The 21,668-nt window shown below is 71.9% G+C and carries 18 protein-coding genes, 1 pseudogene and 1 riboswitch; of the genes and pseudogenes, 2 read left to right on the top strand and 17 right to left on the bottom strand.

Going from position 1 to position 21,668, the window contains the following annotated elements; all coding sequences use genetic code 11:
* From HUT10_RS42730 to HUT10_RS42655, 16 genes and pseudogenes are all read right to left on the bottom strand, one after another.
* Window positions 1-1,335, bottom strand: coding sequence for an aminotransferase class V-fold PLP-dependent enzyme (locus tag HUT10_RS42730; RefSeq protein ID WP_176176404.1), 1,335 nt, complete (start codon window positions 1,333-1,335; stop codon window positions 1-3).
* A gap of 39 nt (window positions 1,336-1,374) precedes the next feature.
* Window positions 1,375-1,489, bottom strand: a riboswitch (SAM riboswitch).
* A gap of 78 nt (window positions 1,490-1,567) precedes the next feature.
* Window positions 1,568-3,046, bottom strand: coding sequence for a potassium/proton antiporter (locus HUT10_RS42725; protein ID WP_176176403.1), 1,479 nt, complete (start codon window positions 3,044-3,046; stop codon window positions 1,568-1,570).
* A gap of 97 nt (window positions 3,047-3,143) precedes the next feature.
* Window positions 3,144-3,836, bottom strand: coding sequence for a helix-turn-helix transcriptional regulator (locus HUT10_RS42720; protein ID WP_176176402.1), 693 nt, complete (start codon window positions 3,834-3,836; stop codon window positions 3,144-3,146).
* Between the two features lie 364 nt (window positions 3,837-4,200).
* Complete coding sequence (locus tag HUT10_RS42715; RefSeq protein WP_176176401.1) at window positions 4,201-5,826, bottom strand: penicillin-binding transpeptidase domain-containing protein; 1,626 nt, start codon at window positions 5,824-5,826, stop codon at window positions 4,201-4,203.
* A 75-nt stretch (window positions 5,827-5,901) separates the two neighbouring features.
* Complete coding sequence (gene ileS / locus HUT10_RS42710; RefSeq protein ID WP_176176400.1) at window positions 5,902-9,069, bottom strand: isoleucine--tRNA ligase; 3,168 nt, start codon at window positions 9,067-9,069, stop codon at window positions 5,902-5,904.
* Window positions 9,070-9,563: 494 nt separating this feature from the next.
* Window positions 9,564-10,148: a hypothetical protein gene (locus HUT10_RS42705; protein WP_176176399.1), complete on the bottom strand. Its 585-nt coding sequence runs from the start codon at window positions 10,146-10,148 to the stop codon at window positions 9,564-9,566.
* Between the two features lie 119 nt (window positions 10,149-10,267).
* Window positions 10,268-11,121, bottom strand: a pseudogene (locus HUT10_RS42700) (DivIVA domain-containing protein).
* Between the two features lie 53 nt (window positions 11,122-11,174).
* Entirely contained in the window at window positions 11,175-11,453 is a 279-nt protein-coding gene (locus tag HUT10_RS42695) for a YggT family protein (protein WP_176178304.1), read from the bottom strand.
* A 115-nt stretch (window positions 11,454-11,568) separates the two neighbouring features.
* Window positions 11,569-12,168: a cell division protein SepF gene (locus HUT10_RS42690; protein ID WP_176176398.1), complete on the bottom strand. Its 600-nt coding sequence runs from the start codon at window positions 12,166-12,168 to the stop codon at window positions 11,569-11,571.
* Between the two features lie 100 nt (window positions 12,169-12,268).
* Window positions 12,269-12,982, bottom strand: a complete 714-nt coding sequence (locus tag HUT10_RS42685) for a YggS family pyridoxal phosphate-dependent enzyme (protein ID WP_176176397.1) — start codon at window positions 12,980-12,982, stop codon at window positions 12,269-12,271.
* A gap of 145 nt (window positions 12,983-13,127) precedes the next feature.
* The gene (pgeF, locus tag HUT10_RS42680) at window positions 13,128-13,832 is read right to left on the bottom strand and encodes a peptidoglycan editing factor PgeF (RefSeq protein ID WP_176176396.1); all 705 of its coding nucleotides are present in this window, start codon (window positions 13,830-13,832) and stop codon (window positions 13,128-13,130) included.
* A gap of 73 nt (window positions 13,833-13,905) precedes the next feature.
* Window positions 13,906-15,207, bottom strand: coding sequence for a cell division protein FtsZ (ftsZ, locus tag HUT10_RS42675; protein WP_176176395.1), 1,302 nt, complete (start codon window positions 15,205-15,207; stop codon window positions 13,906-13,908).
* A gap of 244 nt (window positions 15,208-15,451) precedes the next feature.
* A complete protein-coding gene (locus HUT10_RS42670; RefSeq protein ID WP_176178302.1) occupies window positions 15,452-16,207 on the bottom strand; it encodes an anti-sigma factor in 756 nt (251 codons plus the stop codon).
* An 11-nt stretch (window positions 16,208-16,218) separates the two neighbouring features.
* Entirely contained in the window at window positions 16,219-16,824 is a 606-nt protein-coding gene (sigK, locus tag HUT10_RS42665; RefSeq protein WP_176176394.1) for an ECF RNA polymerase sigma factor SigK, read from the bottom strand.
* Window positions 16,817-17,551 (bottom strand): DUF1365 domain-containing protein, encoded by a 735-nt coding sequence (locus HUT10_RS42660; RefSeq protein ID WP_176178303.1) that lies wholly within the window; start codon window positions 17,549-17,551, stop codon window positions 16,817-16,819. Before HUT10_RS42660 ends, sigK begins: the two co-directional genes overlap by 8 nt.
* Window positions 17,545-18,813 (bottom strand): NAD(P)/FAD-dependent oxidoreductase, encoded by a 1,269-nt coding sequence (locus tag HUT10_RS42655; RefSeq protein ID WP_176176393.1) that lies wholly within the window; start codon window positions 18,811-18,813, stop codon window positions 17,545-17,547. Before HUT10_RS42655 ends, HUT10_RS42660 begins: the two co-directional genes overlap by 7 nt.
* A 313-nt stretch (window positions 18,814-19,126) precedes the next feature.
* Here HUT10_RS42655 and HUT10_RS42650 point away from each other — a divergent pair, with 313 nt between their 5' ends.
* Window positions 19,127-20,392: a cyclopropane-fatty-acyl-phospholipid synthase family protein gene (locus HUT10_RS42650; protein ID WP_176176392.1), complete on the top strand. Its 1,266-nt coding sequence runs from the start codon at window positions 19,127-19,129 to the stop codon at window positions 20,390-20,392.
* 2 nt (window positions 20,393-20,394) lie between these two features.
* Window positions 20,395-21,156 (top strand): DUF1295 domain-containing protein, encoded by a 762-nt coding sequence (locus tag HUT10_RS42645; protein ID WP_176176391.1) that lies wholly within the window; start codon window positions 20,395-20,397, stop codon window positions 21,154-21,156.
* Here HUT10_RS42645 and HUT10_RS42640 read toward each other — a convergent pair.
* Window positions 21,143-21,649 carry a DinB family protein gene (locus tag HUT10_RS42640; RefSeq protein ID WP_176176390.1) on the bottom strand — a complete coding sequence of 169 codons (507 nt, stop codon included), beginning with the start codon at window positions 21,647-21,649 and terminating at the stop codon, window positions 21,143-21,145. The genes HUT10_RS42645 and HUT10_RS42640 overlap by 14 nt on opposite strands.
* Between the last annotated feature and the right edge of the window lie 19 nt (window positions 21,650-21,668).

Below are 21,668 nucleotides of genomic sequence, written 5' to 3'. Positions count from 1 at the left end.
TCAGCAGAACGGCGGCAGCTCCCGCGGGTCGCCCACCGGGGCCCAGCGGCCGTCCACCTTCGCGTACTCCCAGCGGGCCCCGCGGGCGACGATCTGCCGCAGCGCCAGCAGCACGCGGTCGACGTGTTCCTCGGTGCTGCCGAGGCCGAGGCTGACGCGGACCGCCTGCTGCCCGTCGCCGCCGGTGACGGCGATCAGCCGCTTGGCCGCGATGTGGGCGCAGAAGGCGCCGTCGCGGACGCCGATGCCGTACTCGGCGGACAGCACCGCGGCGAGCCAGCCCGGGTCGAAGCCGTCGACGACGAAGCTGACCGTGCCGACCCGGTCGACCGGCGCGTCGAACAGCCGCAGCTCGGCGCAGCCGGGGATGCTCTCGAGCCCCTTGCGCAGCCGGGTGAGCAGGGCCTGCTCGTGCTCGACGACGGCGTCCCAGTTCGCGCTGAGCGTCTCGCACGCGACGCCGAGGGCGTACACGCCGACGGTGTTGGGCGAACCGGCTTCGTGGCGCTCCGGCCCGGTGTTCCAGACGACGGCGTCCTCGGTGACGAGCTTGGTCGCGCCGCCGCCGGCGAGGTACGGGCGGGCCGCGCGCAGCCAGTCCGCGCGGCCGATCAGGGCACCGGCGCCGAAGGGCGCGTACAGCTTGTGGCCGGACAGGGCGACGTAGTCGACGTCCAGTTCCTTGAGCGAGATCCGGCGGTGCGGGGCCAGCTGGGCGGCGTCGAGGGCGACCCGGGCGCCGTGTTTCCGCGCCACGGCGGCGATTTCCGCCACCGGGAGCAGCTCGCCGGTCACGTTGGAGGCGCCGGTGACGACGACCAGCCGCGGTCCCTGCGGAGCGCCGGCCAGCGCCTCGTCCACAGCGGACACCGCGGCGAGGCGGGTGCGCGGGATGGGGATCCGCCGGACGTTCGGCCCGTGCCACGGCAGCAGCGCGGCGTGGTGCTCGGTGTCGAAGACGACCACCGTGGTGTGCCGCGGCAGGCTGCGGGCGAGCAGGTTGAAGGAGTCGGTGGTGTTGCGGGTGAAGACGACGGTGTCGGTCCGCCGCGCGTCGACGAAGCGGCGCAGGACGTCACGGGTGCGCTCGTAGAGCTTGGTGGAGACCTGCGAGGCGAAGCCGGCGCCGCGGTGGACGCTGGCGTACCAGGGCAGGAACTCGTCGACCTTGGCGCGGACGGCGTCGAGACAGGGGGCGCTCGCCGCGTGGTCGAGGTTGGCGTAACCGATGTCGCCGCCGGTCACCAGCGGTACCCGCAGCGACGCCCCGGCGACGGTGGGGATGGCGGGGGTTTCGCGGGTTTCGGGCTGGGTGCGGTCGATGGCGAGAGTCATCGGGGTGCCTCCTCGGCGATCCGGGGGACCCCGGCGAGGGGCCCGCGCTTGCCCGTCGCACGGCGCGACCGGCCCGGTCTTCACCCGGGGCACCCCACCGCGGTAGGAGGGTTGCCGGCCAGCAAGCCGGGGCTTCGCGCTGGCACTCATGACCTGAGCCAGAAGGTAACCGAGAACGCGCCGGGCCGCCAACCCCCGCCTCACATTCTGAGACGGCGGTCACAGAGCGTGCTCAGCGGCCGGACTCGCCCTTCCAGCGCGCAAGGCGGCCGGCCCGGTCCACCGCGCGCAGCCGGCGTTCGACCGCGTCCCGGACCGCGCTCGTGGTGACGACCAGCAGCTGGTCGTTCTCCTGCAGCCGGCTGGTCTTCTGCGGCGTGAACCCGGCGCCGTCGCGGACGACCAGGCTGATCGTCGCCCCGACCGGCAGCCGCAGCTCGGACAGGTACACGCCGTGCATCTTGGACCCCACCTGGATGCGGACCTGCAGGAGTTCGGCGCCCAGCTCGTCCAGCGGCGCGGAGTCGACCTCGATCTCGTGCGCCTCGGACTTCTTCGCCAGCCCGAGCCGGTGCGCGAGCGGGCCGAGCGTCGCCCCCTGCACCAGCGTCAGCACGATGACCAGCACGAACACCGCGTCGACCAGCCGCTGCGCGCCCGGCAGGCCGCGCGAGAGCGGGATCATGGCGAGCACGATCGGCACCGCGCCGCGCAGCCCGGCCCACGACAGGAACACCTGTTCCCGCCACGGCAGCCGGAACGGCAGCATCGACAGCACGACCGAGAGCGGCCGCGCCAGCAGCAGCACGACGGCGCCCGCGACCAGGCCCGGCACGACCGCGTCGAGCAGCCGCTCCGGCGAGGCGAACAGCCCCAGCAGCACGAACAGCCCGATCTGCGCCAGCCAGCCCAGTCCCTCGGCGAACGACAGCGTGTCCGACCGGTGCGGCAGCCGCGAATTGCCGAGCACCAGCGCGGCGACATAGGTGGCGAGCAGGCCGGACGCGTGCAGCAGCTGGCCCGAGGAGTACGCGACGACGCACACCGCGACCGTGGCCAGCGGGTAGAGACCGGTCGCCGGCAGCGCGGCCCGGCGCAGCGCGAGCCCGCCGAGCCAGCCGAAGGCCAGGCCGATGACCAGGCCCGCGGTCAGCTCGTACACCACCAGCAGCGGCAGCGTCCAGTCCACAGTGGTGCCTTCGGCCAGCACCACGACGGCGATGTAGGCCGGCGCGTCGTTGATGCCCGACTCGAGTTCGAGCGCGCCGGTGAGCCGTTTGCCGATGCCCGCCGTGCGCAGCACCGAGAACACCGCGGCGGCGTCGGTCGAGGCGAGCACCGCGCCCCACAGCAGCGCCAGCCGCCAGTCCAGGCCCAGCAGCCAGTGCAAAGCGGCGCCGGTGGCCGCGACACTGACCACGACGGCCACTGTGGACAGTGCGATCCCGCGGCCCAGCGCGGGTTTCACCGCCGACCACCGGGTGGTCAGGCCACCTTCGGCGAGGATCATGACGAGCGCGGCGAGGCCGAGCGACTGGGTCAGCTCGGGGCTGTCGAACCGGATGCCGAAGCCGGCTTCGCCCAGCAGGACGCCGATCCCCAAGTACAGCAGCAGCGAGGGCAGGCCGAGCCGGATCGACACGCGCACGGCCAGCACGGAGGCGAGGAGGACGACACCGCCGACGCCGAGCAGCACGGGGAGCTGGTCCATGCCGCCTCCCTCCCGAGTGCCGTGGGGCACTCAGAATAGTGAAGCGGCCGGATTAACTCGTTCGTGTACCGCTGCCCAGTAGCGCACACCCGGTGTGTTAAGGCGCGGCGACGCCACCGAGCGCGTCGAGATCGACACCGAGCGCGGCGAACGGCGCCCCCGCCGCGGGCAGCACCTTGACCGCGCGGTGGCCGTCCCTGGCCACCCAGCCCTGCTCGACCGCCCGGTCGAGCAGGGCCGCGGGCAGCGCCCCGGCGAGGTGGTCGCGGCGCTCCGTCCAATCCAGACAGTCACGCAGCAGCGGCCGCCGCCCGGCGGCGACCGGCACGCCGAGGTCGGCCAGCACGGTCCGCCCGCCCGGGGTGAGGGCGAGCCCGTCGGCGGTGCCGACCAGGCCGGCGGCGAGCATGCCGTCACGCAGGGCGACGCCGAGCTCGCCGGCGAGGTGGTCGTAGCAGGTCCGCGCGAACCCGAGCCGCCGCGCCCGCAACGACGGCTTCAGGCCGGTGACGGGCCGGTGCTCGGCGTGCTGGGCCAGGTGTTCGATCAGCTCGGCGACGCGCGGGTCGGCGATCCGGACGTAGCTGGCCCGCCCCTGCTTGACCCGGGCGACGAACCCGGCCCCGGCCAGCCGGCTGACGTGCTCGCTGGCGGTCGAGAGGGCGATCCCGGCCGCCTTCGCGAGCTCGCCGACGGTCCAGGCCCGCCCGTCGAGCAGCACGAGGCACATGGTCGCCCGGCTCGGATCGGCGAGCACCGCGGCCACCTCGGCCAGCGCAATCGTCTCCATGCCCCCACGCTACGGCCCGCACCCTTCGGCCCCGCCCGAACCATCGCGCCTGCCCGGACGACACGCGCACCTGAAGGGTCGGCCCGCGTACCCGGGCGGTCGGGTCGCGTACCCAGAGGGTCGGGTCGCGTACCTGGGCGGTCGGGTTGCGCACCCGAAGGGTCGGCCCGCGCACCCAGAGGGTCGGGTCGCGCACCTGGGCGGTCGGGTCGCGTACCCGAAGGGTCGGCCCACGCACCCAGAGGGTCAGGTCGCGCACCCAGAGGGTCGGGTCGCGTACCTGGAGGGTCGGGTTGCCGTCCGACCCTCCAGGTACGCGGGCCGACTGCCTGAGTACGCGGGCCGACCGTCCGGGTACGTCCGGTCAGAGGGCCTTGAGGAACTTGGCGGCGAGCTGGACGGCCGGGCCCGAGTCGTTCGAGTTCTCCAGGACCACCGCGAAGGCGACGCTTTCGCGGTAGCCGACGAACCAGCCCGTCGCGTTCGAACCGTCGCCGAACTGGGCGGTGCCGGTCTTGCCGAAGACGGTGCCCGCCGAGGCCGCCGCGCGGCCCGTGCCGCTGGTCACCACCGCGCGCATCAGCTTCCGCACCTCGCCCAGCACCGACGACGGCGGTGGCGAGTAGCCCTTGACCACCGTGGTCGGCAGGTCGTGCCACAGCCGCGGCGTGATCGCCTTGCCGGAGGCGACCGTGGCGGCCATCAGTGTGCCGCCGAGGGCGCTGGCCTGGATCCGGCCCTGGCCGAAGCCGTCCTCGACCTGCTCGTCCTTGCTCGCCGCGGGCTCGACCTTCCCCAGCTCGCTCTTGATCCCGGGGATCTCGTAGTCGGCGTTGAGGCCCAGTTCGTCGGCCGCCTTCTTCAGCCCGTCCGCGGGCAGGTCGAGGGCGAGCCTGCCGAACGTCGTGTTGCAGGACCGCGCGAACGCGTTCTGCAGGGTGGTCGCCCCCAGCTCGAAGTTCTCGTTCTTCACCGTCCGGGTGCCGATCGTCGCGACGCCGGGGCAGTCGACCGGCGACGTCGCGTTCAGGCCGCTTTGCTGGACCGCCGCCACGGAAGTCGCGATCTTGAACGCCGACCCTGGCTCGTACAGGCCGCTGAGCGCCTTCGGCGAGTTCCCGGCCGCGGCGTTCTGCGCGACGGCGAGGATGTCGCCCGAGCCGGTGTCGAGGGCGACCAGCATGGCCGAGCCCTGGTAGCCGTCCACCGCGGCCTGGGCGGCGTTCTGCGCGGCCAGGCTCAGGCTCGTCACCAGCGGCTTCGCCCCGTCGGACGCCACCTTCCCGAACAGCCGCTCCACGCTCTTGCCGCCAGTGTCGACGCGTTCGACGGCGAAGCCGTTGCCGGCCGCGACGGTGACCTGCCCCATCAGTGCCGAGCGCAGCAGCGGCGCAGGGTTGCCGTCGACCATCCGCGGGCCGCCGGCCCCGCCGAACACCAGCGGCTTGCCGTCCCGGTCGGCGACCGCGACGGTGTCCGGCGCGGCGGTGCTGATCACCAGCCGCTGCCCGGCCTCCAGCTTCGGGTGCACCAGCGACGGCGCCCAGTGGACCAGCCACTTCCCGCTGCTCTGCACGAGCTCGAACGGCACGTCGTAGGTCCAGACCTGGCCCGGTTTGAGCGTCCACGACACGCCGAAGGTGCCGCCGGTCCGCTTGGCACCGGCCGGGGCCGGCTGCAGCACGGTCAGCTTGGCGGCCACCGACGTCGGGTTCAGCGTGTTGCGCGTGGCCCGCAACGTGACCGCGGCGGCCGCGTTGTCGTCGGTGAGCCGGGCCGCGGCGTCCGGGTTGTTCTCGGAAACGTCCTGCAGGTACTCGGTGATCGCCGACTGCGGGTCGAGCGCGCCGGGGCTCTCCACGGCGGTCGCGCCGGTGGCGGCCTCAGGTGCCGAACTCCCGCTGTTCAGCAGGAAGAACGCGGCCACCACGACCACGACGACGAGCAGCGCGCCCCCGATCAGGACGCCGCGTCTCTGGCCAGGACTCATGGCAGTTCCCCTCCCCCAAGGAGCCACCCGCGGGTGGCCGGTCGAGTCTGCACCCTACCGGCCACCCACGACAATTCACGCCTTCGTCACCGACACCGTGACTTTCGTTCCGTCCCCGACCGTGCCGGCGAAGCCCTCGGCCACCGGGCCGTGGGTCACCGACGTCGCCAGCGTCTCGGACGCGAGGAACTCCTCGTGCGTCCGGGCCGCTTCGACGACGTCGGCGGGCGCGTCGACGGTCAGCGCGATCCGGTCGGCGACGTCGAGCCCGGCGTCGCGGCGCGCCTGCTGCACGACCCGGACCAGGTCGCGGACCAGGCCCTCGGCCGCCAGCTCCGGCGTCACGTCGGTGTCGATCAGGACCAGGCCGGACCCGCCGGGCAGTTCCGCCGCCGCCCCGCCGCCCTTGGCGACCAGCCGGCGCTCGAACTCGCCCTCCTGCAGCGCGATCCCGGCCGCGACCACCGCGCCGCCCTGGAACGACCAGTCCCCCGCCTTCACGGCCTTGATCACCGTCTGGACGTCCTTGCCCAGGCGCGGGCCGGCGGCGCGGGCGTTGACCGCGACCTCGAACCCGCCGTGCGCGGCGACGTCGGTGGTCAGCTCGACCGCCTTGACGTTCACCTCGTCCCGCAGGATGTCGGCGAACGGCTCCAGCGACGAGGCGTCCGAAGAAGACTCAGTCGCGACGACCAGCTTCGGTAGCGGCAGCCGCACGCGCAGCTTGTTCGCCTTGCGCAGCGACAGCGCCGACGACGCCACCTGCCGCACCCGGTCCATCGCGTGGACCAGCGCGGCGTCCGCGGGCAGGTCGTTGGCGTTCGGCCAGTCGCTCAGGTGCACCGAACGGCCGCCGGTGAGGCCGCGCCAGACCACCTCGGTGGTCAGCGGCAGCAGCGGCGCCGCGACCCGCGACGTCACCTCCAGCACCGTGTGCAGCGTGTCGATCGCGTCCTTGTCGCCGGCCCAGAAGCGGTCGCGCGAGCGCCGCACGTACCAGTTCGTCAGGACCTCGAGGAAGTCGCGGACGGTCTGGCACGCGCCCGCGACGTCGTAGTGGTCCATCGCGTACTCGACGTCGGTGACCAGCTCGTGCGTCTTCGCCAGGACGTACCGGTCGAGCACGTTCGGCGAGTCCGTGCGCCACTGGCCTTCCACGCCTTCGGCGTTCGCGTACAGCGCGAGGAAGTAGTAGGAGTTCCACAGCGGCAGCACGGCCTGGCGGACGGCGTCGCGGATGCCCTTGTCGGTGACGACCAGGTTGCCGCCGCGCAGGATCGGGCTCGCCATCAGGTACCAGCGCATGGCGTCGGAGCCGTCGCGCTCGAAGACCTCGTTGACGTCCGGGTAGTTGCGCAGCGACTTCGACATCTTCGCGCCGTCCGAGCCCAGCACGATGCCGTGCGAGACGCAGGTGCGGAACGCCGGCCGGTCGAACAACGCCGTCGCGAGCACGTGCAGCAGGTAGAACCAGCCGCGGGTCTGCCCGATGTACTCGACGATGAAGTCGCTCGGGTAGTGGTGCTCGAACCACTCGGCGTTCTCGAACGGGTAGTGCACCTGGGCGTACGGCATCGAACCGGAGTCGAACCAGACGTCGAGGACGTCCGGGACGCGGCGCATGGTGGACTGGCCGGTCGGGTCGTCCGGGTTCGGCCGGGTCAGCTCGTCGATGTAGGGCCGGTGCAGGTTGTCCAGCCGCACGCCGAAGTCCGCCTCCAGCTCGTCGAGCGAGCCGTAGACGTCGGTGCGCGGGTACTCGGGGTTGTCGGACTGCCACACCGGGATCGGCGTGCCGAAGTACCGGTTGCGGGAGATCGACCAGTCGATGGCGTTCTCCAGCCACTTGCCGAACTGGCCGTCCTTGACGTTCTCCGGGTACCAGGTGATCTGCTGGTTCAGCTCGACCATCCGGTCCTTGAACTGCGTGACCGCGACGAACCACGACGAGACCGCGCGGTAGATCAGCGGGTTCCGGCAGCGCCAGCAGTGCGGGTAGCTGTGGTCGTAGGTCTCGTGCCGCAGCAGCACGGCGCCCTGCTGCGCCGCGGATCCCGTGCCGTTCTTGAGGTCCCGCACGATGTTCGGGTTGGCGTCGAAGACCTGCTGGCCCTCGTAGTCCGGCACGGTTGCGTCGAACTTGCCGTGCGCGTCGACCGGCGTCACCGGCGGGATGCCGGCGGCGTCGGTGACGAGCTTGTCGTCGGCACCGTAGGCGGGTGCGATGTGGACGATCCCGGTGCCGTCATCGGTGGTGACGTAGTCGGCGGCCAGCACCTGGTGCGCGTTCTCGGTGCCGGTGAAGTACGGGAACGGTGGGGCGTAACGGGTTCCGAGCAGCTGCGTGCCGGTGTAGTGCGCCACGACCGTCGGCTCTTCGCCGAGCTCGCGCGCGTACGCGGCAACGCGCGCTTCGGCGAGCAGGAACCGCTTGCCGTCGTGCTCGACGACGACGTACTGCACGTCCGGGTGCACGGCCGTGGCGAGGTTGGACGGGAGCGTCCACGGCGTCGTCGTCCAGATCAGCAGGTAGGTGCCGTCGAGGTCATTGTCGTTGCCCTCCAACCGGAACCCGACCGTGACGGCCGGGTCCTGGCGGTTGCGGTAGACGTCGGAGTCCATGCCCAGCTCGTGGTTGGACAGCGGCGTCGCGTCCCGCCAGCAGTACGGCAGGACGCGGTAGCCCTCGTACACGAGTCCCTTGTCCCACAGGCGTTTGAACGCCCACAGCACCGACTCCATGTACGTGACGTCGAGGGTCTTGTAGTCGTTGTCGAAGTCGACCCAGCGCGCCTGGCGGGTGACGTACTCGCGCCACTCGTCGGTGTAGCGGAGGACGGACTCCTGCGAAGCCGCGTTGAACTTCGCGATGCCCATCTCTTCGATCTCGGACGTCTCCGTGATGCCGAGCTGGCGCATGGCTTCGAGCTCGGCGGGCAGGCCGTGGGTGTCCCAGCCGAAGCGGCGCTCGACCTTGCGGCCCTTCATCGTCTGGTAGCGCGGCACCAGGTCCTTGACGTACCCGGTGAGGAGGTGGCCGTAGTGCGGCAGGCCGTTGGCGAAGGGCGGGCCGTCGTAGAAGACGTACTCGTTCTCGCCCTTTTCGCCCGCGGGGCGCGCGTCGATCGTCGCCTGGAAGGTCCGGTCGCTCTCCCAGTAGGCGAGGACCTGCTTCTCCAGGTCGGGGAACGACGGCTGCGACGGGACTCCTGCGCCGTCGCCGAGCTGGGCCTGGGGGTACATCCGGGTGCTCCTCGGTTCGTCTCTCGCGTACGGACGACCGGGCTCCCGGTCACCCACACGGGGACGAAACACGCTTCGGCGTTCCGCGGTACCACCCCGCTTGCCCGGCAGGTGCTCCCGGGCCGCTCATTCGACGGCTGTCACGGGCCGCACCCGTCCGGTTCTACTGAGAGCGGTGACGCTCGGTTCTTCCGGAGGCTCCCCGGTGATGGCCGGATCGACGCCTTGTTGCCTACCAGGTTAACCGGCCCGCGCAACCGGGTTGTCACGAGGGGCACACAGCCCGGCGAGGACCCGTAACTCGCGTGATCCCGCACGTGATTCGTGTGATCCGGCCCGTGACTCGCGTGATTGAGGCCGTGACTCGCGAGTTCCGGTTTCGCTCACGCCGGTTCCGGCGGGAGTCACGCGAGATCCGGCGGGCATCACGTGTGTCTGGAGGGGCATCACGCGTGATTGAGGAGGCATCACGCGTGATTGGGGGGTCGACGCGGTCAGCGGTGAGTGGCGACCAGGGCGGCGTCGGGGCGACAGCGGTCGCAGGGGGTGAAGCCGAGCTGGCGGGCCTCGCCGACGCCGATCGGGATCGTGTCGCGGGGGCCGAGCCAGGGGCAGGTGCGGAGGTGGTAGCGGGGGTGCTCGTCGACCACCACGACCTCGTCCTCGAGGTCGGCCAGGATGGCGACGTCGGCCTCGGGGGTTTCTTCGACGCCCGGCTCGGCATCGGGGGTCGTTTCGGTCTCGGCGGAAACGTCCGGCTCGGCGACCGGCGGCGGCTCGGGCGTGTCGGCCGGGTCACCCAGGTCGCCGGCGGCCGGGATCAAGGTGGTCTGTTCCTCGGCAACCGGCTCGGCGGGCTCGGGCGCGGCGGGGGCGGCCGGTTCCGACGGGGCCGGTTCCGAGGCGGCCGGGCGCGCGGCCGCACGGCGACGGCGGCGCAGCCAGTCGGCGACCAGGATCAGCCCCGCCAGCACGGACAGGCCGATCGAAACCCACGCCCACAGCGACGAAGCCGTGATCAGCGCGGTGACGAGCAACCCCAGAGCCGCCAGTACCAGGACCAGGACGATGTAAAGCACGCTGCATTACAACACGAACGCCCCGGAAGCGGGCCACGACCCGCCCACGGGTGGTACCGGATCGACTCCGAACCGTGGCACACCCCGGAATCGGGGGGTGCCACGGCCCGGGAAGGAACTCAGCCGGCTTCGGCGCGCGGGCCGAAGGAGTAGCCCTGGCCGCCGCTCGACGAACCGGACGACTGCCCGGAGTTCGACGACGCCGACGCGGGCGCCGCGGATCCGCGGTCGTCGAGTTCGCGCAGCTGGGACTCGAGGAACCCGCGCAGCCTCGTGCGGTACTCCCGCTCGATCGTGCGCAGCTCTTCGATCTTCTTGCCCAGCCCGCTCTTCTCGGAGTTCAGGCTGTTCATCGTCTCGGTGTACTTCCGCTGCGACTCGCGCTCCAGCGTGGTCGCCTTGTCCCGCGCCTGACGCTCGAGCGTCTCGGCCCGGGTCCGCGCGTCGTTCAGCATCGTGTCGACGCGGGTACGCGCCTCGTTGACCATCGAGTCGGACTTCGCCCGGGCGTCCGAGAGCAGCTGCTCGACTTGGTGCGGGCCTCGGCCAGCATCCCGTCGGACTCGGTCTTCGCCTCGGCGGTCAGCCGGTCGGCCATCTCCTGGGCCAGGCCCAGGACCTTGGCGGCCTGCACGTTCGGCTCGGTGCTGTCGCCGACCATCGAGTGCGCCTGGGTCTGCTCCATGGCGGACTGCGGCGGCGGCACCGGCGCCAGGCGCCGCGACGGCTCTTCGCGCATCGGGGGCGCGCCGACATTCGCCTTGGCGTTCTCCAGCTCGCTGCGGGTCGACTCGAGTTCCGCGTCCAGCTGTTCCATCTGCTGGCGCAGCTCGTTGTTGTCCTCGATCAACCGGGCCAGCTCGGTCTCCACCAGGTCGAGGAACGCGTCCACCTCGTCCTCGTTGTAGCCCCTCTTGCCGATGGGCGGCTTGCTGAACGCGACGTTATGCACGTCAGCGGGGGTCAACGACATCAGATCACCTCACGCACTCCATGGCCTGCAGGGTCCACTCCAAGTCTCCCCGATCAACTTGAAGGAGTTGCCAGTTGCATCGCGAAGAACACAACCAACAGCAGCACCATAATCGACAAGTCCAGTCCGACGCCGCCGATCCGGACCATCGGAATGATCCTCCTGAACAACCGGACCGGCGGGTCCGTCACTGTGTAGATGGTCTCGAGCGTGACCGCAACCCCTCCGGCCGGATGCCACTCACGCGCGAAGGTCCGGACGAGTTCGACCACGATCCGCGCCGTCAGCAGCAGCCAGAAGGCGAACAGCACGTACCAGACGACCAGCCACACAGCTTCCACGTACCTACTCTAACCGGGCGTCCTCTCCGAAGACGCAGTTGAGGGGGCCGACCCCGGGTCGGGTCGGCAAAGTCACGTCTGCTTGCGCTCAGCGGTCTTCCCGACTTCAGCCCCGCAAAAACAATCCGCCCTCGGCAATCCGCCGACGGTCTTCCGCGGTGACGTCCACATCGGGCGGTGAGAGAAGGAACACCTTGTTGGTGACCTTGTCCATCGATCCCCGGAGCGCGAACGCCAGCCCGGCGGCGAAGTCGACGAGCCGCTTGGCGTCCGCGTTCTCCATCTCGGTGAGGTTCATGATCACCGGGATGCCCTCGCGGTAGTGCTCCCCGATCGCCCGCGCCTCCGCGTAACTGGTCGGGTGCAGCGTGGTGATGCGGCTCAGCGGGTCGCGCACCGGCTGGCGCACGACCGGCTCGACCACCGGGCGCAGGCGCGCCACCGGCTCCGGCTGACGGTCGACGGCCAGCGCACCGTGAACGGCCGGCTCGGAGCTGACCACGGAGCGTGACCGGCTGCGGCTGACGGGCTCGTCGTACGTGTCGTCGACGTCCCGGTACCGTGACCGCGACGACCGCGGAGCCGGCTCCTCGTAGGAGTCGTAGTCGTCGTCGTAACCGCGCCGGTAGCCGTCGCCGTCGTCGTAGCCGTCCTCGTCTGCGGGCACCATCCCGAAGTAGGCCTTCAGCTTCTGCAGCGCGCTCATGCCTCTCCCTAGCCCTAGCCGCTCCCGCACTGACTTTCGATCTCCACGCCGTCAGTGCCCCGTACGGGCGGACACGAAACGTGACGACCGCGCGGGCTCCCTACGGCGAGGCTAAACCGCGCCCACCGAGCAACGCGGTTCCGACACGCACACAGGTCGAGCCGTGCGTGATCGCCTGCTCGAGATCATGGCTCATCCCGGCGGAGACTTCTGCGGCATTCGGGTGATCTTTGCGCAAGCCCTCCCCCGCCCGAGCGAGGCGTTCGAAGGCCTCGGCCGGGTCCGCACCCAGCGGCGCGACGGCCATCAGGCCGCGAAGCCGCAGGTCGTCCGTCCGCGCGATGCGGTCGGCCAGCGCGGCCAGCTCGCCGAGCGGGCAGCCGCCGCGGTCCGGGTCGTCGTCGAGGCTGGCCTGGATCAGCACGTCGAGGGGTTCGTCACGTATCTGGGCGTCGCGAGCTGCACGCACGGCCTTGGCGAGGGCGTCGGCGAGCCGGGCGGAATCGACGGACTGCACCTCGTGGGCCCACCCGACCACCGAGCGCGCCTTGTTTCGCTGCAGCCTGCCGACCATGTGCCACCGCAGGCCCGGGACCTCGGCGGCCTTCGGGCCTGCCTCCTGGTCGCGGTTCTCGCCGACATCGGTGACGCCCAGCTCGGCGAGCAGGGCGACGTCGGAGGCGGGACGGGTCTTCGTGATCGCGATCAGCTTGACCTCGTCGCGGGCGCGCCCGGCGGCCCGGCAGGCGGCGGCGATCCGCGCCTCGACCTGGCGCAGGTTCTCGGTCAGCTCGGCCTTCCGCACTGTGTTCATGCCGCCTCCGCGGGAAAAAGCACGTCGGCGGTGTTCATGCCGCCTCCGCGGGAAAAAGTACGTCGGCGGTGTTCATGCCGCCTCCGCGGGAAAAAGCACGTCGGCGGTGTTCATGCCGCCTCCGCGGGAAAAAGCACGTCGGCGGTCATGCCTCGATCCAGGTGATGCCGGCGATCCGCCCGGTGGTCCCGTCGCGGCGGTAGCTGAACAGCGTCTTGTCCTCGTTGGTGCAGCGCGGGTCGACGCCGATCTTGCCGACGCCCAGGTCGGCGAGCTGCCGCCAGAGCCCGGCGCGCAGGTCGAGCCCCGGCGTCCCCTTCCGGGTCTTGCAGGCGCTGCCGGGGACGTGCTTCTCGACGTCGGCGGCCATTGCGGCGGGGACCTCGTAGCAGTCGCCGCAGATGGCCGGGCCGAGCAGGGCCTCGATGCGCCCCACCTCCGCGCCGGCCGACTGCATGGCCTCGACCGCGGCCGGGACGACGCCGACACGCGTGCCGACGCGGCCCGCGTGCACCGCCGCGACCACTCCCGCCTCCGCGTCGGCCAGGAGGATCGGGACGCAGTCGGCGACCAGCACCACGAGCGCGACCCCGGGCGTCGCCGTCACCAGCGCGTCGGTCGCTTCGGCGGCGGAAGTCTCGGTGCCGTCGACGATCGTCGCGGTCCGGCCGTGAACCTGCTCCATCCAGGCGAGCTTGTCCTCGGCCAGGCCCAGCTCGGCCGCGAGCCGCTTGCGGTTGGCGTAGACGTTGCCCTCGTCGTCGCCGACGTGATCGCCCAGGTTGAAGCTGTCGTAGGGCGGCCGTGACGCGCCGCCCGCCCTGGTCGTGACCACTCGCCGAACCCGCACGAATCCTCCTGACGTCAATGAAGGCCACCACCCACGACTCTAGTTCGCGGGTGATGGCCTTCAGAGGGTGTGGCTAGCGCCGCATGAACGGCGGGACGTCGACCTCGTCGTCCGACGGGTCGTCGTGGACCGGCATCGCGCGCCCGGGCAGGCTGCCCTGCGTGGCGTTGGAGCCGAGCGGCGAGTAGCCGCGCGAACCGCCGCCGGGCTGCGGGAGCCCGCCGGACGGCTGGGAGCCGGCCGGCGGCAGCGGCGAGTGCGACCGCGGCGGCGCCACCGGGTAGCCGGAGCTGCCCGCCGACGGCACCGGGGTGGCGCCCGACGGCGGCGTCGGCGGGTTCGAGACCTGCCCGGCCGACGCCGACGCGGTGGTGGACGCGCGGGAGCCGGAGCCGAAGGTCGACGGGTCGAGCTTCTTGTGCGTCGGCGCGCCGGCGTCGAACCCGGCGGCGATCACCGTGACGCGGACCTCGTCGCCGAGGGAGTCGTCGATGATCGTGCCGAAGATGATGTTGGCGTCCGGGTGCGCGGACTCCTGGACCAGCGACGCGGCCTCGTTGATCTCGAACAGGCCCAGGTCGGAGCCGCCCGCGATGGACAGCAGCGCGCCGTGGGCGCCGTCCATCGACGCTTCCAGCAGCGGCGAGTTGATCGCCTTCTCCGCGGCCTGGATGGCCCGGCCCTCGCCGCGCGCCGAGCCGATGCCCATCAGCGCGGAGCCCGCGCCGGACATGACGCTCTTGACGTCGGCGAAGTCGAGGTTGATCAGGCCAGGGGTGGTGATCAGGTCGGTGATGCCCTGCACACCCGAGAGCAGCACCTCGTCCGCCGAGCGGAACGCGTCCATCAGCGACACGCCGATGTCGCCGAGCTGCAGCAGCCGGTCGTTCGGGATCACGATGAGCGTGTCGCACTCGTTGCGCAGCGCCTGGATGCCCTCTTCGGCCTGCTTGCCGCGCCGCTTGCCCTCGAAGGTGAACGGCCGGGTGACCACGCCGATGGTCAGCGCGCCCAGCTTGCGGGCGATCTGCGCGACGACCGGCGCACCGCCGGTGCCGGTGCCGCCGCCCTCGCCCGCGGTCACGAACACCATGTCGGCGCCCTTGATGACCTCTTCGATCTCTTCGCGGTGGTCTTCGGCGGCCTTCTGGCCGACCTCGGGGGCGGCGCCCGCGCCGAGGCCACGGGTCAGCTCGCGGCCGATGTCCAGCTTGACGTCGGCGTCGGACATGAGCAGTGCTTGCGCGTCGGTGTTCACCGCGATGAACTCGACACCCTTGAGGCCGACCTCGATCATGCGGTTCACGGCGTTCACGCCGCCACCGCCGATGCCGACCACCTTGATCACCGCAAGGTAGTTGTGCGGGGGCGTCATCGAAGTCCGCCTTCCTGATCGTTGTGCCCGTACAGCCCGCCGGCCGAAGATCGAACCCTCGACCTCAACCCCAGATCGAGAGTTATGTCAACCGCCGACGTTAGGCAGGACGGTAGGCACCAGGCAGGCTCTAATCCAGTAGGCACGCCGTGTGTCGCAAAGGTGTTTTGCCACAACACCTTCGAGCGCGCAAGAGCGACGGGCCGCGAGCACCGCCTTCGGCCGATCTGCTATGGCCTGCCGATCAGGCGGGCGCGGGCATGCTCATGAGGACCTCCGAAGGCGCTCCGGTGGCCGATCCACCGGGCGGTTCGACGCTCACCGCCACCTTGTCGGCACTCCCGACGCCGTCGGCGACGACCAGGCCGCCCTGGTCCGCGGCCGCGATCACGCCGGCCGAACGCGGCGCGTCCCGGCCGGTGATCAGCCAGGCTTCGTAGACCTTCCCGCCCGGCTGCGACGGCAGGCCCGCGTCCATCACCATCACCCGGTTCAGCGACCGCGACACCACGACCGTGACGCCGCCGCCGATCGGGGCTTCGCCGTGTGCGGTCTTCGCGTCCGGGGCCGCGAGCAGCGCCGCCACCGGCGCGAACTGCTGTTTCGCCTGGTCGAGCCGGCTCTGGGCGGTCTGCAGCTCCTGCTGCTGGGTCAGCGCGATCCCGCCGAAGACCCCGCCCGCGGCGAGCCCGACGACGGCCGCCGCGGCGGCCACGACGACCGCCCAGCGCGGGGCGCGCGCCGAGCGGCGGTGCCGGTCGGGCGCGCCGGGCCGGGTGCGCGGCGGCAGCTGGCGGGTGGCGTGCATGGCGGTCATGACGCGGTCCTTGAAGTGCGGCGGCGGCTCCTCGGCCATCGCCGCGCCCAGCCGGGCCGCGGTCGCCCGCAGCTCGGCGACCTCCTGCGAGCAGGACTCGCACTGCTCGAGGTGGCGGGCGAACTCCGCGCGTTCGACGTCGTTGACGGCGTCGAGCGCGAAGGCGCCGGCCAGTGTGTGCATCTCCGGCGTGCTCAAGCGGTCACCCCCAGGCAGTCCCGCAGGCGGATCAGCCCGTCCCGGAGCCGCGTCTTGATGGTTCCCTGCGGCGTCGACAGCACTTCGGCCACCTCGCGATACGTATAGCCCTGGTAGTAGGCGAGCAGCACGGACTCGCGCTGCAGGTCGGTCAGGAAGGACAGGCACCGGCGCACCTGCGAGCGTTCGAGGCGCGCGGTGACGGACTCGGCGACCTCGTCGAACGGGCGGCCGCGGGCGGCTTCGAAGGTCGCCTTCTGCTCGCGTTCGGTGCTCGCGCGCGCCGAGCGGACGCGGTCGACGGCCCGGCGGTGCGCCAGCGTCATCGCCCAGTTCAGCGCCGAGCCCTTGTCGGGGGCGTACCGCGTCGCGGTGCGCCACAGCTCGACGAGCACCTCCTGGGCGACCTCCTCGGACTGGGCCGCGTCCCGCACGATCCGCCGCACCAGGCCGTAGATCGGCCCGGCGAACTGGTCGTAGAGCAGCTCGAAGGCCCGCTCGTCGCCCTTGGCGACGCGGACCATCAGCTCTTCGGCCGTCGGGCCGGCGGGCACCTCGGCGGGCACGGGCGCGAGGGGGCGCCGGCTGGTCTGCTCATCCATGCAGCTGTCCTCCGGCGGTCTGCGGGGTGCGCGGCACGACCGCGGCCTTCCGCAGCCACAGGGCGACGCCGTGGCGGCGGATCAGCGCGGACACCCGCTGCGGGAGCAGCGGCCGGGCCAGCACCAGCCGGGCCAGCCACCGCGGGTTCACCGGGCGGCGAACTCCCCGCAGCGTAGCGACCAGCGGCGTGGTGTTCTCGCGGCGGAGCGCCACGGTGAGGTCGAGCAGCGCTTCCGGGCGCGGCAGGCGCATCCGGTACTCGCCGTCCATCTCCTGGAACGGCGAGACGTAGAACTCCTTGGCCGCGCGGGCCCGGCCCGCCTCGTCCGGGTGCAGCAGGTAGGCGTGGCGGCCGCCGTAGGTGTTGTGCACCTCGGCGACGACGCACGCCAGCCGTCCGTCCGGCTCGTGGCACCAGTAGACGCTGATCGGGTTGAACACGTACCCGAGCACGCGGGCGGCGGCCAGCATCACGACCCGGCCGCCGCGCAGGTCGACGCCGCGTTCGGCGAGCCAGGCGTCCAGCTTTTCCCGGATGCCGCGGGGATCGCTCGCCACGAAGTGGTCCCGTTGGTCGAACCGCGCGAAGGGCCGCAGCCACCACGGCAGCCGCGGGAGGTCGTCCAGGTCGACGCGCCACAGGTAGACGCGGTGGGCGAACGCGTGCGGCGGGTCGATCCGCCGCACGTGCGCGACCGTGGCGTCGTAGAGCGCGTTCGTCACCAGGTCGCCCCCAGGCTCTCCGCGGCGCGGGCGCCCGAGGCGCAGCCGTCCTCGTGGAAGCCCCAGCCGTGGTAGGCACCCGCGTAGGCGAACACGCCGTCGTTGAGCTCGGGCAGCCGTCGTTGCGCGGCGACGGACTGCGGCGTGTAGACCGGGTGCTCGTACCGCATCCGCGCGACGACGTGCTCCTCGCCGGGGCCGTCGCCGGGGTTGAGCGTGACGACGTAGCCGGTCGGCTCGTCGAGCCGCATCAGGCGGTTCATGTCGTAGCTGACCTGGACCGCGCCGGTGGGCGCGCCGCAGACCGGGGCGCGGTAGTTCCACCCGGCCCTGGCGTCGGCGAGCGAGGGCAGCACGCTCGTGTCGGTGTGCAGCCAGGCCTCGTTCTCAGAGTAGCGGAACGCGCCGAGCACGTCCCGCTCGGCGTCGGTCGGGTCGGCCAGCAGGGCCAGCGCCTGGTCGGCGTGCGTGGCGACGACGACCTTGTCGACCCGGTGCGGGGTGTCGGCGTCGTCGCGGATCTCGACGCCGCCGGCGGTCCGCAGCACCGACCGCACCGGCGTCGACAGGTGCACGGCGGTCAGCTGCTTCGCGGCGAGCTCGACGTACTCGCGCGAGCCGCCCACGACGGTCCGCCAGGACGGCGAGTCCTTCACCGTGAGCATGCCGTGGTTGCGGAGGAACTCGAACAGGTACCGCGCCGGGTACCGCAGGGTGTCGGCGCGGTCGGCCGACCACACGGTGGACACCAGCGGCAGCATGAAGTGGTCGACGAAGTAGCGGGTGTAGCCGCCGATGGCCAGGAACGCGCCGAGGGTGACGTCGCCGGCGTCCTCGGCCGCCAGCAGCCGCCGCGCGTGCCGGTGGAACCGCTTCACCTCGGCCAGCATCCGCAGGTACCGGCCGCGGACGGCGTTGCCGCGCTGGGCGAAGAGCCCGGCCAGGCCCTTGGCGCCGGCGTACTGCAGGCCGCAGCCGTCGCAGCGGATGCTCATCGACATCTCGGTGTCGCGCGTGGCCACCCCCAGCTCGCCGAACAGCTTCAGCAGGGTCGGGTAGGTGCGCTCGTTGTGGACGATGAAGCCGGAGTCCACCCCGACGGTGCCGCCGTGGGTGCTCGGCACGTCGTGCGTGTGCGCGTGCCCGCCCAGCCGGTCGTCGGCCTCGAACAGCAGAACTTCGTGCTTGCGTTGCAGCAGGTATGCCGCGGTCAGGCCGGCCACCCCGCTGCCGATGACACCGATGCGTTCTCCCGTGATCTCCACACCGGTGCTTCGGGACCGCGGCCCGGCCGGATTGCCGCGGGCGGCGACCAATCCCGCCCGGCGGCTCCGGCCCACCCACCGGCGGCGGCCGAGAGCCACCCCGCCGACCCGTACCGCGAGGGTCGGTTCGCGTATCTGGAGGGTCGGTTCGCGTATCTGGAGGGTCGGTTCGCGTATCTGGAGGGTCGGACGGTGAGCCGACCCTCCGGGTACGCAGTCCGGCTCCCCGGGTACGCGAGCCGACCCCTCGGGGTACTCCCGGCCGCGCGCAAGAGGGACCAATCCACCCGGGCAGGCAGAGCGAATCCCGGGCATGCCGCACACCACCACCGCGCACCACCTCGCTTCGTTCGCCGCGAAACTCCTCGGCGGGCCCCTGCCCGTGGGCCTGCGGACCTGGGACGGCACCCGCGCCGGCCCGGAGGACGCGCCCACCGTCGTGCTCCGCAACCGCCGTGCCCTGCGCCGCCTGCTGTACGCACCCGGTGAGCTGGGGCTCGCCCGCGCGTACGTCACCGGTGACCTCGACGTCGAAGGAGACCTGGCGGACGGCTTCCGCCGGATCTGGGCCCTCACCCGCGCGGGGGAGCTCAACCGGGCCAAGCTGGGCCCGCGCGAGTGGGCCGAGGCCGTCCGGCTGGCCGCCCGGCTCGGCGTCGCCGGGCTGCCGCCGAAGCCGCCCGCCGAAGAGGCCCGGCTGTCCGGGAAGCTGCACAGCCTGCTGCGCGACCGTTCCGCCATCGCCCACCACTACGACCTGAGCAACGCCTTCTACCAGCTGCTGATGGACGAGTCGATGGCGTACTCGTGCGCCTACTTCACCTCCGAAACCCAGAGCCTCGAACAGGCGCAGCACGACAAGCTGGAGCTGATCTGCCGCAAGCTGGGTCTGCGGCCGGGCATGCGGCTGCTGGACATCGGCTGCGGCTGGGGGTCGCTGGTCGTGCACGCGGCCAAGCACCACGGTGTCGAGGCCGTCGGCATCACGCTGTCGGCCGAGCAGCTGCAGCACATCCGCGGCCGGCTCGCCCAGCACGACCTCGAGGACCGCGTCGAGGTGCGCCGCCAGGACTACCGGGAACTGCCGGACGGGCCGTTCGACGCGGTCGCGTCGATCGAGATGGGCGAGCACGTCGGCGAGGTCAACTACCCGGCGTACGCGGCGACGCTGCACCGCATGGTGAAGCCGGGCGGGCGCGTGCTGCTGCAGCAGATGTCCCGCGGGAAAGTCGCACCCGGCGGCGGCGCGTTCATCGAGCGGTACATCGCGCCCGACATGACCATGCGCCCGGTCGGCCGGACGATCGACCACCTGGAGACCGCGGGCCTGGAGGTGCGGGACGTCCACGCGCTGCGCGAGCACTACGTCTGGACGGTCCGGGCCTGGGCGGCCACCCTGGAGGAGAACTGGGCCGACGTCGTCGCGCTCATCGGGGAAACGGGCGCGCGGGTCTGGCGGCTGTACCTCGTGGGCGGGGCGCTGGCGTTCGAGGAGAACCGGATGGGCGTGGACCAGATCCTGGCCGTGCGGCCCGACCAGCACGGCCGGAGCGGCCTGCCCGCGACGCGGGAGTGGTGACGATGCCGCAGCTGCTCGTCACGGCCGCCGTCACGCTCGTGGCGGTGGCCGTGACCTTCGGGATCGCGCGGGCGCGCAAGCGCTACGACACGATCGACACGTTCTGGGGGCTCGGCTTCGCGATCGTCGCGGTCGCCGCGTTCCCGTTCGGCGACGGGCCGCTTTCGCTGCGGCTGGTGGTGGTGCTGCTGACGGTCGTCTGGGGTGTGCGGCTTTCGGTGCACCTGCACCTGCGCAACCACAAGCTGCCGGAGGACCCGCGGTACGCGCGGATGGGCCACGGCCCGGCGAAGATGTTCGTGCGCGTGTACCTGTTCCAGGCCGTGGTGCTGTACTTCGTCTCGCTGCCGGTGCAGTTCGCCGTGGACGGCACCGGCATCGGCGTGCTCGGCTGGCTCGGGATCGCGGTGTGGCTGGTCGGCTTCGCGTTCGAGACGATCGGCGACGACCAGCTGCGCCGGTTCAAGGCCGACCCGGCCAACCGCGGCCGCGTGCTCGACACCGGGCTGTGGCGCTACACGCGGCACCCGAACTACTTCGGCGACGCGTGCGTCTGGTGGGGCCTCTACCTGCTGGCCTGCTCGACGTGGCCGGGCGCGGCGACCATCCTCTCCCCCGTGGCGATGACGTTCACCCTGGCCCGCGGGACGGGGAAACCGTTGCTGGAGAAGGGCATGGCCCGCACGCGCCCGGCGTACGCCCACTACGTCGAGCGGACCAGCGGCTTCTTCCCGCTGCCGCCGAAGAAGGTCACTCCCCGGTGAGACCGTCGGTCAGCTCGCGCAGCAGGTCGAGGTGGCCGACGTGCCGCGCGGTCTCCTCGATCATGTGCGCGACGACCCAGCGGACGTTAAAGGTCTCCTCCTTGTGCGTCACCTCGTCGTCGAGGCCGTGTCCCGCCACGATCTCGCGGCTGCGGGCGCACTGTTTTTCGTAGTCCGCGAGGAGCTGCTCCACCGAGGTCCCGGGCGGGATCCGGAACTCCGCGTCCGGGTCCTGCTCGAGCTTCTCCTCCCAGGTGTCCTCTTCGCCGGCGACGACCACGCCGAACCAGAACCACTCGTTGAGCGTGAGGTGGGCGACGAGCCCGGCGACGGTCATCAGCTCGCTGGGCAGGTGCGCCTGGCGGGACTGGGCTTCGGTGAGGCCGCCGGCCTTCCAGGCGACCGTGGCGCGGTGGTAGTCGAGCAGGCCGGTGAGGATTTCGCGCTCGCCGCCGGTGAGCGGCACCTCGGGGCGCTTCGGTCGTTCGGTCATGATCGTGACTCTGCCAGAC

It is taken from the genome of Amycolatopsis sp. Hca4 (assembly GCF_013364075.1).
Classification (GTDB): domain Bacteria; phylum Actinomycetota; class Actinomycetes; order Mycobacteriales; family Pseudonocardiaceae; genus Amycolatopsis.
This window is presented reverse-complemented; position numbering and strand designations above follow the sequence as displayed.